Raw genomic sequence first — 14,382 nt, forward strand, 5'->3', positions numbered from 1 at the left:
AGTCCGCGCTCCGCGGTGCCGGATGTGAGCCGGGAACCAGCCGCCCCACAGGCGGCCCAGAGCCTCCGGAGCCGCTTCCGAGGCACCTGGGCGCGCCGCACCCGCGGCAGGCCGCGGACGCGCCCGCGCCCCGTCTCGCTGTCCGGGTCGGGCGCGTGGGGGTGGGTTCCCGGGATGCGCTCGTGGCGCGCGTCGGCCACCTCGATGCGGAGCGTGCGTCCGTCGCCGGCCACGGTGAGCCCGAGGCGGAAGTCCCGCCCGAGTACCCGTCCGTGCACGGCGGCGTTGGCGGCGAGTTCGGCGACGATGTGTTCCGCCCGCTCGGTCACCTCGCAGGGGACGTCCCACTCGCGCAGGTGGGCCGAGGCCAGTAAGCGGGCGAGACGGGCGCCGCGACGGGTGGGTGAGAGCAGCACGGTGAAACGGCGCGGCGGTGCACTGAGTCGGGTGGATTTCTGGTTCACGCCCCTCAGCGTGGTGGGCGTGTGCCTACGCTGAACAGCGACGACCCGGGTACGTACGGTGACTGTCCAGGGCTTGTCCGACGCTGTCACGCCTGTCCCGTGGAGGGCCGGGCCGACCGTACGGAGTGAGGGCGTCCCAACACGTTGACGCGGCGGTACGTCGGAGGTGGCACGGGTGCGGGCGGAGAAGGCGGACAAGAAGACCGGCGGGGCGGGCGCGACGGCGGGCGACCCGGCCGTACCGGCGCAGGCGGCGGCCCCGGCCGCGGAGGCGGCGGGGCCCACGGCGGTGGCGGCGCACGACGCGATCCCGGACGAGCCGGGGTGGGAGGTGGACCCGGACGACGACTGGGGTGTGGCCGTCGTCGCCACGGTGGGACGGCAGTTGAAGCTCCGCCGCGAGGCCGTGGGTATGCGCGCCGCCGAGTTCGGGACGGCGGTCGGGTACGGCGAAGACATGGTGTACAAAATCGAAAGCGGCAGGCGCATCCCCCGCCCCGAGTACCTGGACAGGGCGGACAGCGTGCTGAGCGCCCAGGGGCTGCTCTCGGCGATGAAGGAGGACGTGGCGAAGGTCCGGTACCCGAAGAAGGTGCGGGAACTTGCCAAGTTGGAGGCCCAGGCCGTTGAGATGGGGGTGTACGAGAGTCACAGCATCAACGGCCTCTTGCAGACACCGGAGCATGCGAGGGCGTTGTTCGAGGCGATGCAGCCCCCTTACTCACCGGACGAGAGCGAACGCATGGTGGCTGCCCGGATGGCCCGGCGATCTATCTTCGAACGCCTGCCGGCTCCAGCGCTCAGCTTCGTCCAGGAAGAGGCTGCCTTGAGGCGTCCGATCGGGGGCAGAATGGTGTGGCGGCAGCAGCTTGAGCGCCTGCTGGAAGTAGGGCGACTGCATAACGTCACGCTCCAGGTGATGCCGTTGCAGTCCGAGACCCACTCCGGCCTCGACGGAAGAATCGAGGTGCTGAAGTTCGCGGACGGTACGGCGGTAGGGCGTTCCGATGGTGCCTTCAACGGCCGTCCGACCTACGATCCGAAGCAACTCCGCATCCTTGAGCTGCGGTATGGCACCATCCGAGCCCAGGCCCTCTCGCCACGGGAGTCACTGGCCTTCATCGAACAACTGCTAGGGGAGTCATGATCAGCGAAACCTCGGCCGGGGACGCCTGGGAACTGGCGTGGTTCAAGAGCAGCTACAGCAGTGGCAACGACGGCAACTCCTGCATCGAGATTGCCGCTACCCCCGGTACAGTCCACGTCCGCGACTCCAAGAACCTGGGCGGTCCTCAGCTCACGCTCACGCAGGACTCTTGGGCTGCCTTCGTAACGTACACATCGGCGCTCTGATCGTCTCGCCTGCTGCCGCACGCACCTGTTTCGTACAGGTATGGGGGACGGGGCGGCTGGCGCAGTGGGTCAGGACAACGCATCCGCCTGAGGAAACAGCCCGCCGTCGTCGAAGTTCTCGTCAGCATCTGGGGGCGTGCACGTCGCAACCTGCCTTTGCGCAGCCGGCAGTTCACCAGGCCCTCATACGCCGCGCCTGCGCATGCCCTGAGCACCACCTGTCCTCCTGCTGATCCGGGCCGACGCGCCCGCCCCGCTAGGGGCCGCATGGCCTGCGTGCGCTGTTCGTCGGCATTTCTCAGGTGGGGAACTCGCCGAGCCAGCCGTGCTGGAGGAGGTGCTTGGGCAGGTACTCCGACTCGACGCCGATCGGGATCTCACCGTCGTAGGCCAGGCATGCCATGGCGAGCGGGCCCAGCGCGACGGTGCCGTCGATGTCCGCCGCCCGGTCCTCGTCCAGGGTCCAGTACGCCTTGTGCAGCTTCAGCGCCTCTTCCAGCGCTGGGCCGAAGCCCGACTCATCCCTGCGGACGAAGTGGTAGAAGAGGTTGATCGGCGGATAGAGCAGGCCCTGCAGCATGTCCCGTGGGGTGACCCGCGCCACGGACGGATCCGACGCCTGGATCGCAGTTGTCAGCTTCTCCACCAGTCCCGGCCGCCGCAGCCAGTACGTCTGCAAAGTGTCCACCCAGTGGTAGACGTACTCGTCGTACTGACCCTCCGGCGCACGCAGCCGCTCCAGCGGAATCTCGCACAACTGCGTCATCCGCTCCCGCTCACGGCAGACGACCGCCAGCCAGAACGCCGTCAACCAGTTCCCCGCATCGGCGGACGACTGCCGGCCGATCGCGGGCAGCGTCCGCATCTTCCGGTTGATACGGCACTCGACGGAACCCTCGCTCGCACCCGTCACGGCGAACAGCGCCGAACCCAACTGCATCGCGGTGACCGCGGCCTCCCAGGTCTCCACCGCCGCCGCCCGGGGATCGACAACACACCGGGCGTGCAGAGTCAGGACGGCGGTGCTGAACGTAGAGTCGATCATGTCCACCGACTGTTCGAGACCATCAATTTCCTGGGCCAGGTGTTCGCTCAGCCGCTCCGCGAACTGCTCGGCGCCGGGTCGTGGCGCACCATGCCGGGCAACAATCACAGTCACGGAAGAGTCCCCTTGCTGATGTCGAACCTTCGATACTGATAACCAGTGTACGTTCCGGTGTTCTTCTCACCCTTGATGACGACGTAATCCAGCTTGCCGTCCGCGAGGGCCTTTTTCAGGTCCGCCACCAGCCCCAACTCGCCTCGCTTCGTCATCATGCGGATTATGTCGAAGAAGTACTCCCGGCTGCCTTGGGAGACCTGTCGACCGCCCGGAAGGGTGCGCCTGCCGAGTTCGGTGCCGGGACTACTCTTGGCCTCGATGACGACCATCCGGCCGTCCTCATGCTTCCAAACCTGGTCGAACTGGTCGTTGCCGTTCTTGGGACCGAGGAGGGGCTGCTTGTCGAAGTCCGGGTAGCGCTCGGCGACGAAGTGGTGCTCGGCCGCCTTCTCGCCGAATGCCTCGGCTGCGTCACCCATCGCGGTGTGGGATTCCTTGTACGTCCCCCTGGCTTCGGCCCACTGCGCAGCGGAGTCGGCAGTTCCGTGAGCATCGTGGATTCTGCCGGCCTCGGCCTTCCAGTCCGCGACGATGTTGTCCCACTGGATGGCGAAGTGACGCGTCTGCGCGGCCTCTTCCAGAATCCGGAGCCTGGAGGCACTCGTGACGGTGTCAGCCGCCACAGGGATGTAGTCGGGGTCGAGGAAGTGCGGTTTCGGGGGTGCTGGAACGTCCTTGGCACGGATCCACGGGCCGTCCTCCGACAGCCGGGTGAGCTGGGGCGGAGTGAATCCGCTCTCGTCGTGGAGGTCCAGACTCTTGCGAGTGCCGTCCTTCCGGTAGTGGTTCTCGAAGTACCCCGGCTCCTCATTGGCGCGGTAGACCTGGATGTCTTCGATCTGTTCCAGCGTGAGCGATCCACGAGGTCCGTAAGGGCTGGCGCCTTCGCGCATGAAGTCGGGTCGCGGTACTTCCACCCGGCCGGACGGATCACCGTCCGGCCTGCCCGCGCCACCGGCGGTGTGGTCGCCGCCTCGGCCCAGGTCGTCGAGTCCACCGGCACCCGGTACGTCCGTGCGGCCGCCGGGGATTCCGTTGTCAGCGGCAGGACCACCAGGAAGATCGTGACCCGTAGCGGGGCCCGTGCCCGGGGTCTCCGTACGGCCGACGGGCGCGTTGTCCCCCAAGTTGCCACCGGCGGGCGGATTGTCGCCCAGGTGTCCACCGCCGAGGGGGCCGTTGTCGAGGTTGTTGACGGGCAGGTGGTCGGCCGTGCCGCCGGGGAGGTTGGCCGCCGTGCCGCCCGGGAGGTTGTCGCCCGGGTTGCGGGGGCCGGGCAGGGCGTCGTCGCCGGCGCGGCCGACGTCGCCGAGGCCGTCGCCGAGGCGGATGTGGGCGGCGTTGTCCGCGGTGTTGGCGCCCGCGCCGACGAGGGCCGGTTCGCGGACCGGGGTGTCGACGCGGGGGTTGTCCGCGCCTGCGGCGGGGTTGCCGTCGGCGCCGCGGGGTGCGTCACCGGCGTCCTGGCGGAGGATGCCGTCCCCGTCGTAGAGGTTGCCCTTGGGGTCCATGTAGACGGGGTTGCCGTCCAGGTCGGTCATCCGGACCGAGCCCTCGGGCAGGACGAACGCGCCCTCGGGGACCTTGACCGTGCCCTCGGGCACCGGCACCGAGCCGGCCGGGGCGGGAGTGTTCTCGGGCAGCCGGACCATGCCGTCGCCGAGATCGACCGCGCCTGCGGGCAGCGGCGTGTTCTCGGGCAGCCTGACCGTGTTGGCCGGGACCTCGATCGCGCCGGGCGGGACGGCCGCGCCCTCGGGGAGGCTGAGGGTGCCGTCGGGGAGCTTGAACGACCCCTCGGGCAGGCTCACCACGTTGTCCGGCATCGGCGGGATGTCGATCTTGCCCATGCCCTTGAGGCCGGCCATCACGTCGCCGATCTTCGACAGGCCCGCCCCGGCGCCCTTGAACAGGTACGTCGTCGGGTCGATGGCCCGCCCGGCCTTGCCCGCGAGGGAGATGGCCTTCGCCGCCGCCCCCGCCTTGCCGGCACCCGAGGCGGCGCCTCCGGCGCCTCCGGTGAAGATCGTGGTGACCACGTTGAAGGTGACCGCGCCCGCCGCCCGGGAGGGGTTCTCGCCCCACTGGTCCCAGGCGAGCAGGGCCTTGCCGGTCTCCTTCATCGCGGTGCGCGAGTCCCGCAGCCAGGAGGGGAGCTTGTCCTCCGGCATCGCCCAGAAGGCGGCGCCGGCGACCGGCACGGCGGTGATGGCCAGGCCCGTCAGCAGCTTGCCCAGACCCGTCCAGGCCTGCCCGGCCGCGTCCCAGCCGTCGACACCCACCAGGGTGCCCAGACCGCGGATGGTGCCCCACACGCCGTCCACCACGATGCCTTTGCCGAAGTCGTAGGCGTGTTCCCACACCTGCCACCACGGCGTGGACTCCTTGACAGCGTCCCCCCACGGCAGCGACTCGGCCTGCTTGAGCGCCTCGGCGTCGTAGCCGTACATGTCCTTGCCGTTGGAGCCGTCGTTGACCTTCAGCGCGGTTCCGCCGACCAGGCCCACGATCTTGGCGTGGCAGGTGCGTTCCGCGGCGTGGAACTGCGACCACACCTCTGCGATCTCGTTACGGCGGGCGAGGTTCTCATCGATCAGGTCGCCGTCCTCGCGCCACTTGTCGTCGTCGGCGACCTTGGCACGGAACGCCTCGGCGTCCCGCTTGAGTTGCTTCAGCCTCTCCACCAGTGGACGGATCTCGTCGGCGTACGCGCCCAGCGCTCCCGCGATGGAACTCATGTCGGACTTCAGGTCGTTCGCCGTCTTCACCACGGGCTGGGTGGTGCCGAACAACTGCTCCGCCTCCGGCGCCTCATAGAACGCCCGCAGGCCGCCGAAGGTCTTGTGCACCTCGCCCGCGGCCGATGCGACCTTCTCGCCGTCCGACGAAAGCGCCTTGACCATCTGGCCGAGCAGTACCTCGTCACCGGTGAAGACCGGTATCTCCGCCGGATCGACCGGTGCGTCGCTCACTTCCGCCCCCCGAGGTCCTTCAGCAGATCGAGATCGACCGCGCGCGCCGCGTCCTGCGCCTGCTTGGCGGTGTCGAGATCACCCTCGACATACTCACGCGTCGCCAACGCCGCGCCCGTCACCGCGGCCTGGATCCGCTCGGCCATCGCCTTCAGATCCTTCTCCCGCTCCTTGAAATACTCCGCCAGCGCCGCCGCCACCGGCCCCATCGCCTTCTGCGACAGAGGCGCCTGCCCCGGCGCCACCGGACCCTGCAGCCGCGTCTCCGCCTGCGAACCCGGCACGGCCGTCCCCGCGGCCTGCGCCGCTTGTGACACATCCGTGCCGAGGGTCTTCAGCGCCTTCTCCAGCTCACCCGCCTTGGTGCCGGTCAGCTGGAGCTGACCCTGCACCCCCTGCGGTCGGATGTCCCACGACGGCATGACTCCCCCTGCACACTGCGAACTGCGAAACTGCGAACGGATTCCCCCGCCGCGGGCGCCAAGCCCCCCGCGGCGGCCATGGCCGACCGGCGCACCGCGGAGGAACGATTCACCCCGGGGCGCGCCGACCCGTGGATCAGCCGATGTTGTCGACCGCGGCCTTCGCCCGCGACAGCGTCTGCTGCGCCGTCCCGTCGTTCTTCTCCAGCGTCGTCCTCAGGAGCTCGATGATGTTCTTGACCTCCTGCGACGCACGGTTCCAGCGCAGCTCCTTGCCGTGGTACTCGTCCGCCACACCATCGGCCGTGAAGTCCGCCATCGCGGCCTTCACCTGCGCGTCCCGCGCCGCGATCACCGTCTCCAGACGCGCGATCACCGCCTGGATGTTGCCCTGCGCCTCCGACGACGCACCCGTGTCGTACGAACGACGATCGGTACCGCCAGCCATTGCCCATCAACTCCCCGTTGAGAAAACCCGCTTACGTGAACCGCGCGCACCCGCCGGTCAGCGGCCTCCGAAGCGCGCCGCGTCGAAGTTCGCCGCCGCCATGTTCGTCCGCGCGTTCTCGCCCTGCTCCTGATCACCCGAGCCGAACGCCGTCTCCATCCCCGACTGACCGCCCAGGATCGCCGCCAGCGCACTGTTCAGCGCCGCCGTGATCTCGTCCGAGCGCGCCTTGAACGAATCGAAGGCCACCTTGCCCGCGCCGTTGAACTTGCCCTCCAACGGCTGCGCGGCCTGCACCAACTGCCGGATCAGCGAACCGAGATCATCGCTCGATCCCCGCGACTGCGACATCAGGTTCGTCAGCACCTGGGTGCCCATGTCGAACTTCATCAGACTCTCCCCCGCTGTGACTGGTGGATCGTTCCTGTCTCCATCCCTACCAACTGCCTTGTCACTGCTGCAATCAGCAGGCGCACCACTGTGACCAAGGCACGACAATGTCACGCCTTACTTTGACGGTAACTCAACTGACTGACAGCGCAACCGGATTGGGTGCGCGGTGCGCGACCCCACAACGGGACTACGCGTCCTGCGCGGTCGCGCCCTTCAGGTGCCGCATCAGACGCTCGAAGTCCTGCCAGCCCGACAGGTCCGAGGGGTCGCCCGGCAGCGGGTAGTACAGCGCCGGCCGCGTCCTCGGGCCGAGTTGCAGCGGCGGCTCGGACAGCGGGGTGCGCCGCGCCCGGTCGCCGGGCATCGTGCGGACCTCCTCCGCGCCGAGCACGAAGGCCACGGGGACGCCCGGGCCCTCCAGGCGCGGCGGCACCGCTAGGTCGCGGCGGGCCTTGCGGACCTGTACGAGCATCGACTGGAGGCGGTGGCGGGTTGCGAGCACCTCCGCAGCCCGGGGCAGGGCTCCGAGCGGCAGCTCCTCGCCCGGCCCGTAGCCGAACGCCAGGGTGATGTGCTCCTCCACGCCCGCCTTCGTCCGGCCGACGCGGACCGTGGCGAGGCCCGGCCGGTCCGGTCCGCCGACCACCACGATCCAGGTCGGCTCGGGTGCCCGCTCGTGGGCGACGTCGGTCAGCCGGCGCGCCGACCAGGGCAGGTTGGCGGGTTCCGCCGTGCCCCACCCGGCCGGGGGTTCACCTGTCAGCTCGCGCCACACCGACTCCAGGGCCCCGCCGAGCACCAGGCGGTCGTCCGCGGGGTGCACCGTGCGGAAGGTGACGGCGAGCTGCCGCTCTCCGGTGTCCGCGGTCTCCTTGAACGCCGCCGCCACCGGGGTACGCGGGTCCTCGGCGGTCGCGCCGTCCCCCGCGATCGGCGCGAACATCCCCTCCTGCCAGCGCAGTACGGCACCGGTGAGCCCGTCGTAGTAGCCGTCGCGCCCGTCCCGCACGATCCAGCGGGACGGCCAGCCGGGCAGGCTGTCGCGCACGGCCGACGAGAGCGTGCTGCCCGCCGGGCTGACGATCTGGAGGCCGATGCCGGCCTCGGCGGCGGCCCGGAACGCATCCGAGAGCCAAGCCGTCATGGCGACCACGGGCCGGTCCATGATGACGACGGCGGCCTTGTCGGTGAGCACGTCCACGGCGGGCTGCGCGGCGGCGGGCGCGGGCGCGACGTTCATCCCCTCCGTCCTCACCACGGCGAGTGAGCGCGCGGCCTGCGGCGGCCAGGCGAAACCGCCGGTCAGGGAGGCCAGCCGGGCGGCGAAGGTGCCGGCGAGCCGCTCCGCCTCCTCGACGCCCGTGGTGGCACGTGCCTCCGTCCACCAGTACGGAACCGGCGGGGCCGCGGCCCCGAGCAGCCGCTCGGCCTCGCCCGCGACCTGGACGAGGAGAGGTGCCTCGACGGAGACGAGCGGTCTGCCCTCCTCGTCGCAGAGCTGCACGACGGCGCCGTCGCCCGCCGTGCCCACCAGCTTGTCGGGGCCTCCGGAGAGCAGGCCCGCGAGCACGCTCAGCGGGTCGGGCATCCGTTCGGTGAGCGCTATGACGTCCTTGGTCATGTGGTCGTCCGGTCCTTCGTCTGGTGGTCGTCCGGGTCCTTCACGCGGTCGTCCGGTGCGTCGTCCCGTGCGTCACGCGGCGGGTGCGGGCCGTCCGGTGCCTCGTCCCGTGCGTCATGACGCGGTGTAAACGGTCTGGATCAGGCGGTTCGTCTGGCCCCTGCGGATCAGCACTCCGCGTCCCGGGGGCTGCTGGGAGGCGTACACGCCGGGGAACAGCTGCCCCTCGCTGCGGTCGCCCGCCATGAGGATCGCCGAGGCCCCCGACTCGCGCAGCCCCTGCACCAGCGGCTCGTACATGCCGCGGGACGCGCCCGCGACGCGGCGGGTCAGGACGAAGTGCAGGCCGATGTCGACGGCGGACGGTATGTACGGCAGGAAGGGCGCGAGCGGCGCCTGCCCCGCGGTGGTCAGTACGTCGTAGTCGTCCACGAGGATCACGATCCGCGGGCCGCTGCCCCAGCTGCCGGGCTCCAGGTCCTCGGGCCTGGCGCTGTCGTCCGGCAGCCGCTTCTCCAGTTCCGTGGCGATGCCGGCGGCCAGGCCCGCGCACAGTTTGGCGTTGTACGCGTACCCGCCCAGGTACTCCTCGGGGATCACGCCGCGCAGGCCGCGCCGCGGGTCCATGACGGCGAAGACCAGGTCGTCCTCGCCGTGCCGCTCGACGAGGCCGCCGGCGATGGTCTTCAGCAGGTTCGTCTTGCCGCACTCGCTGTCCCCCATGACCAGCAGGTGCTGGTCATGGTCGAACAGGTCGAGCAGGACGGGCGCGAGCGCCGTCTGGTCGAGACCGATCGGCACCCGGTGGGGCTCGGCGGCCGGGCCGGGCAGCAGGTGGGGCTCCAGGACGTGCGGCAGGACCCGTACCGGCTGGGCGGTCTCGCCGCTCCAGGTGGCGCGGACCGTGCGGGCCGTGCGCTCCAGGACGGCGCCCAGTTCCGTGGCGTCGGTGAGCCCGTCCGTGCGGGGCAGTGCCGCCTGCGCGAAGAGCTTGCCGTCGGTGAGGACCCGGCCGGGCTCGTCGGGCGACAGGGTCTCGGCGAGCCTGCGGTCCACGCTGGACTCGGTGGGGTCGTTCAGCCGCAGCTCGACGCGGGTGCCGAAGTACGACTGGGTGGCGATGCGCACGTCGTTCCAGCGGAGCATGCCGGCGACGACGTGGATGCCGTAGCCGCCGCCCCGCTTGAGGATGTCGACGACGGCGTCGTCCAGTTCCTCGAAGTCGTCGCGCAGCGCCCCGAACCCGTCGACGACGAGGACGATCTCGGCGGAGGCCAGCTCGGGCAGCCGGCCGGCCGCGTGCAGGGTGCGCAGCTGCTCGACGGAGTCGATGCCGTGCTCGCGGAAGAGGTCCTCGCGGGCCGCGAGCATGTTCCGCACCTCTTCGACCGTGCGTGCCGCGCGCTCGCGGTCGGCGCGCCCCGCGACGCCGCCGACGTGCGGCAGGCCCGCCACCGCCTGGAGGCCGCCGCCCGCCAGGTCCAGGCCGTACACGCCGACCTCCTGCGGGGTGTGGGTCAGCGCGAGCGAGAGTACGAGGGTGCGCAGCAGCGTCGTCTTGCCGGACTGCGGGCCGCCGATGACGGCGGCGTGCCCGCCCGCCACGGTGAGGTCCAGGAACCACTGGCCCTGCCACTGCCGGGTCGGGTCGTCGAGCAGGCCGAGCGGCACCTGGAGCCGTCCGCGCCGCCGGGACAGCTGCGTGCCGCGCGGGCCGATCTCGAGCGGACCCGCGACCTGGTCCAGGGCGATCGCGTCGGGCAGCGGGGGCAGCCAGATGCGGCGCACCGGCCCGGTGGGGGCGTGCTCCAGCTGCTCCACCATGACGCCCAGCTCGGTCGGCCCGGTCTCGCGGCGCCGCACCGTCTGCTCCTGGGGGCCAGTGGTCTCCGGTTCGGCGAGGGTGTTGAAGGCGTCGTACGCGAGGGCGAGCGGCCCGGCGTCCTCGTCGTCCGTACGCCGTACCGGGCCGCGGTAGGCACCCGAGACGTAGCTCGCCTTGAAGCGTTCGTAGTGGCTGGTGTCGACCTTGAGGTAGCCGAAGCCGGGCAGCGGCGGCAGGTGGAAGGCGTCCGTGGTGTCCAGGACCGTACGGGACTCGTCGGCGGAGAAGGTGCGCAGGCCGAGCCGGTACGAGAGGTAGGTGTCCAGGCCCTTGAGCCGGCCGCCCTCGATTCGCTGGCTGGACAGCAGCAGGTGTACGCCGATGGAGCGGCCGATGCGGCCGATGGACAGGAACAGGTCGATGAAGTCCGGCTTGGCGGTGATGAGTTCGCCGAACTCGTCGATGACGACGAACAGGTGCGGCAGCGGCTCGAGCTCGGGCCGCCGCTCGGCGCGCAGCGCGGCGTAGTCACCGATGTCGGCGACGTTGCCCGCGTCCTTGAGGACCTGCTGGCGGCGTTTGACCTCGCCGGCGAGCGAGGCGTGGACGCGTTCGACGAGGCCCGCCTGGTTCTCCAGGTTGGTGATGACTCCGGCGACGTGCGGCAGGTTCGCGAACGGCGCGAAGGTCGCGCCGCCCTTGTAGTCGACGAGGACGAGGGCGAGGTCCTCCGGCGGGTGCGTGGCCACCAGGGCGAGGACGAGGGTGCGCAGGAGCTCCGACTTGCCGGATCCGGTCGCGCCGACGCACAGGCCGTGCGGTCCCATGCCGAGCTCGGAGGACTCCTTGAGGTCCAGCAGCACCGGCTCGCGGCCGTCGTTGATGCCGATGGGAACGCGGAGGAAGGCGCGTTCGCCGCGCGGCGCCCACAGTTGCGCCAGGTCGAGCCGTGCCACGTCGTCGATGCCGAGCAGTTCGGCGAAGTCGACAGGCCCGGACAGCGGGGCGTCGGCGAGCGACTCGGCGGACAGGCGCAGCGGCGCCAGCATCCGGGCCAGTCCCTCGGCGAACGGCACGCCGACCTCGTCGACAGTGCCGTGGGCGCTGATCGGCTCCTCCTCGCGCAGGTCCTCGACGACGGCCCGGTCGCCGTCGACGGTGATCCGCACGCCGACGTGTCCGGGCTCCTGGATGCGCTGTTCCAGCAGGTGCAGGACGGTCACGCCCATCTCGCGCAGGCCCACCGCGTCGTCGGGGCGCGGCAGTTCGACGGCGTCCTCGCCGTGGCCGTCGGTGACGACGAGCAGCCGTGAGGTCATGGCCAGGGCGTCCTTGCCGGACAGGCCGCGGCGCACCTCGGCCGCGTAGGAGGCGCGGCGGCGCAGTTCGGGGCCGATCTGCCGGGCGAGCCGGGGCGCGGACGGGGCGATGCGGCGGGCGGCGACCGGGCCGTCGAACTGCTCGGTGTCGAGCAGGTGCGGCATCCACTTGGCCCATTCCCAGTCGGGGAGCCGGTCGCCGGGGACGGCGAGCGCGAAGCCCACGTCGTCCGGGGCGTGCAGGGCGGCGGCCTGGACGAGCAGGGCGCGGGCGACGCGCAGGCAGTCCTCTCGGGGGCCGATGACGCTGATGTCGCCGACGCGGTCGAGGGGGACGGTGAGCGGGAGTTCGGTGCCTGTGCGGAAACGGGTCGTGAGCGCAGAGGCCTCGTTGAGCATGAACTCGTCGGGCGGGGTGAGGACGGAAGAGCCCTGTTCGGCGATCCTCAGGTCGCGTACGGGCATCTCGCCGGTGCCGACCCGCACCCGCAGGAAGTCCGCGTCCGTGCGGCGGCGCTCCCACAGGCGGGCCGGGTCGCGCACGATGTCGTAGAGGGCGTGCGGGGGCGGGTTGAGGATGTCGGCTCGCTCGCGCCGCTCCCGCTCCTCCGAGGACAGTTCCTCGCGCAGTTCCTCCAGGTAGGCGAGGTAGGCCTCGCGCTGGGTGCGGCGGGTGCGCTGGGCCTTGCCGCGCTGCGAGAAGACGAGACCGAGCGAGCCGATGACGGTGACGACCAGGATGAGCGCGCCGAGCACGGCGAACTGGCTGTTGCGCACCACGGTCATCATCACCACGGACGACATCACGCCGGCGACGGGCAGCAGCGACATCGCGATGTTGCCCGCCTTGCCCTCGGGGAGGTTGGGCGGGGCCTCTATGGTGCGTGCCTCGGAGGCGGCCGGCGGCCGGGTGGTCCTGGCCGGGCGGTGGATCAGTCGGGTGCTCATCGTCGTCCGTCGTTCGCGTTCTGGCTCGGCATCTGTCGGTGACCCTGTCGCTGTCGGTGACCTTGTCGCTGGCGCTGTGCCTGTCAGTGGCGCTCGCCTGTCAGTGGCGTTGCTGGGAGAGCTGGAAGACGTCCGCGGCGATACGGGTGGCGGCCTGCCTGGTCGGGCGGGCGAGCAGGTCGGTCCTGATCGTGCCGCCGGCCGCCAGGTGCCGGTCGTACGGCAGGACGCGCACGCTCGCCCCGGTCGATTCGAGTTTCGTGGCCGCCTCGGCGACGTCAAGTCCCGTGTGCGGCACGAGTTCGGTGAGTACGACGACCGTCCCGGCGATCACGTGCCGGGGCAGTCCCTGCATCCACTGGAGCACGGCGTACGTGCTGGTGATGCCCTCCAGGGTGGCCGGGGTGGTGAGGACGCGGGCCTGGGAGGCGGAGAGCGCGACCCGGGCGACCTCGGCGGGCAGGGTCTCGCAGTCGACGACGGTCACCCCGAAGTAGCGGCGGAGGGTGACCATGACCCGGCCGTACGTCGTCGTGTCCAGCATCGCGCCGATCTGGCCCTGGCTGCCGGGCAGCAGCCAGGCGTTGTCGGGGAGCTGGACGAGGTAGCCGGTGACGTCGAGCAGCGACATCTGCGGCTCGACGATCCCCGCGACATCGCCGGCGGTCCAGCGCAGCGTCTCGGCGCCGAGGCGCAGCGGCAGCGAGCCGAGTGCCGGGTCCGCCTCGACGAGGAGGACCGGGTCCTGGCGGTAGTGCGCGTACGTCGTGGCGAGCAGCGCGGCGACGGTCGTCTTCCCGGCGCCACCGCGGATGGAGGTGACGGCGATCTGGCGGCCCGTCGTGACGGGCTGCTGGAGCGCCTCGGCGACGCGGGTGGCCTCGGCGACCTCGCGCGCGGCCGACGAGGAGACGGTACGCCGCACGGCGCGCGCGGCCCGCGCGGCGAAGGGCTCACCCCGCCGCGGCCCACGCACCGCGGCGGCCAGCCCCCGGTCCACGACGGGGCGCGAGTCGGGGGCGCGGTGGGAGGCCGTCCCCGGCCCGGGGGCGGGATGCGGCGGCACGCCGGGGCCCGGTACGGACGCGCCGGGCACGCCCCCAAGCCGCGGCACGTGGCTGCCCGCGCCGGGCTGCACGGGGGTGCCGGGGGCTTGCTCCGCACCGGGCCGGGCATGCGCCGCGGCCGGGCCCTCGGGCCGCTGAGCGGCGCCGGGCACCTGGGCGTGCGCGCCCGGAACCGCACCGCCGGGGGCCGGTGCGGCGCCCGGACCCGGCGCGAAACCACCGGCGCGTACTCCCGAGTCCGGTGCGGTCTCTCCACCGGAAGCCGGCACGGAACCCACCTGCGGCGACGGCACCGCGCTCGGCACGTGACCACCAGACCCCGCGCCGGGCGCCCCCGGCCCCGGCCCCGGGGCGGGATGCGGCGGCACGCCGGGGCCCGGTACGGACG

At 71.5% G+C, this 14,382-nt stretch carries 11 protein-coding genes; 2 read left to right on the forward strand and 9 right to left on the reverse strand.

The annotated features are described in order from the left end of the window. On the reverse strand, nt 1-464 hold a 464-nt coding region (locus GUY61_RS40380), incomplete at its 3' end, for an ATP-binding protein (protein ID WP_313896821.1). Nucleotides 465-753: 289 nt separating this feature from the next. Between GUY61_RS40380 and GUY61_RS23425 the strand changes: the two genes are divergently transcribed. After that, entirely contained in the window at nt 754-1,611 is an 858-nt protein-coding gene (locus tag GUY61_RS23425; protein WP_166632214.1) for a helix-turn-helix transcriptional regulator, read from the forward strand. Further along, on the forward strand, nt 1,608-1,817 hold the full coding sequence (locus tag GUY61_RS23430; protein ID WP_166632206.1) for a DUF397 domain-containing protein: 210 nt from the start codon (nt 1,608-1,610) through the stop codon (nt 1,815-1,817). Before GUY61_RS23425 ends, GUY61_RS23430 begins: the two co-directional genes overlap by 4 nt. Before the next feature lie 298 nt (nt 1,818-2,115). Here GUY61_RS23430 and GUY61_RS23435 read toward each other — a convergent pair whose 3' ends face one another. From GUY61_RS23435 to GUY61_RS23470, 8 genes are all read right to left on the reverse strand, one after another. Further along, the gene (locus tag GUY61_RS23435) at nt 2,116-2,976 is read right to left on the reverse strand and encodes an immunity 49 family protein (protein WP_166632207.1); all 861 of its coding nucleotides are present in this window, start codon (nt 2,974-2,976) and stop codon (nt 2,116-2,118) included. Next, a complete protein-coding gene (locus tag GUY61_RS23440; protein ID WP_166632208.1) occupies nt 2,973-5,951 on the reverse strand; it encodes a hypothetical protein in 2,979 nt (992 codons plus the stop codon). The genes GUY61_RS23435 and GUY61_RS23440 overlap by 4 nt, the downstream gene beginning before the upstream one ends. Next, nucleotides 5,948-6,373: a DUF6507 family protein gene (locus GUY61_RS23445; protein ID WP_166632209.1), complete on the reverse strand. Its 426-nt coding sequence runs from the start codon at nt 6,371-6,373 to the stop codon at nt 5,948-5,950. The genes GUY61_RS23440 and GUY61_RS23445 overlap by 4 nt, the downstream gene beginning before the upstream one ends. 136 nt (nt 6,374-6,509) lie before the next feature. Continuing rightward, a complete protein-coding gene (locus tag GUY61_RS23450) occupies nt 6,510-6,821 on the reverse strand; it encodes a pore-forming ESAT-6 family protein (protein ID WP_166632210.1) in 312 nt (103 codons plus the stop codon). 57 nt (nt 6,822-6,878) lie between these two features. After that, nucleotides 6,879-7,211 (reverse strand): hypothetical protein, encoded by a 333-nt coding sequence (locus GUY61_RS23455; RefSeq protein WP_166632211.1) that lies wholly within the window; start codon nt 7,209-7,211, stop codon nt 6,879-6,881. A gap of 190 nt (nt 7,212-7,401) precedes the next feature. After that, nucleotides 7,402-8,835 carry a DUF6177 family protein gene (locus GUY61_RS23460; RefSeq protein WP_166632212.1) on the reverse strand — a complete coding sequence of 478 codons (1,434 nt, stop codon included), beginning with the start codon at nt 8,833-8,835 and terminating at the stop codon, nt 7,402-7,404. Nucleotides 8,836-8,949: 114 nt separating this feature from the next. Then, nucleotides 8,950-12,927 (reverse strand): type VII secretion protein EccCa, encoded by a 3,978-nt coding sequence (eccCa, locus tag GUY61_RS23465; protein ID WP_166632213.1) that lies wholly within the window; start codon nt 12,925-12,927, stop codon nt 8,950-8,952. Nucleotides 12,928-13,027: 100 nt separating this feature from the next. Continuing rightward, on the reverse strand, nt 13,028-14,146 hold the full coding sequence (locus tag GUY61_RS23470) for a MinD/ParA family protein (protein WP_398956606.1): 1,119 nt from the start codon (nt 14,144-14,146) through the stop codon (nt 13,028-13,030). Nucleotides 14,147-14,382 lie beyond the last annotated feature (236 nt).

It is taken from the genome of Streptomyces sp. GC420 (assembly GCF_009916105.1).
Classification (GTDB): Bacteria; Actinomycetota; Actinomycetes; order Streptomycetales; family Streptomycetaceae; genus Streptomyces.

Excerpts from the sequence above, each read along its gene's own strand:
- eccCa (WP_166632213.1), bottom strand. The coding sequence starts at position 12,927 with ATGAGCACCCGACTGATCCACCGCCCGGCCAGGACCACCCGGCCGCCG.
- GUY61_RS23455 (WP_166632211.1), bottom strand. The coding sequence starts at position 7,211 with ATGAAGTTCGACATGGGCACCCAGGTGCTGACGAACCTGATGTCGCAG.
- GUY61_RS23430 (WP_166632206.1), top strand. The coding sequence starts at position 1,608 with ATGATCAGCGAAACCTCGGCCGGGGACGCCTGGGAACTGGCGTGGTTC.
- GUY61_RS23445 (WP_166632209.1), bottom strand. The coding sequence starts at position 6,373 with ATGCCGTCGTGGGACATCCGACCGCAGGGGGTGCAGGGTCAGCTCCAG.
- GUY61_RS23460 (WP_166632212.1), bottom strand. The coding sequence starts at position 8,835 with ATGACCAAGGACGTCATAGCGCTCACCGAACGGATGCCCGACCCGCTG.
- GUY61_RS23450 (WP_166632210.1), bottom strand. The coding sequence starts at position 6,821 with ATGGCTGGCGGTACCGATCGTCGTTCGTACGACACGGGTGCGTCGTCG.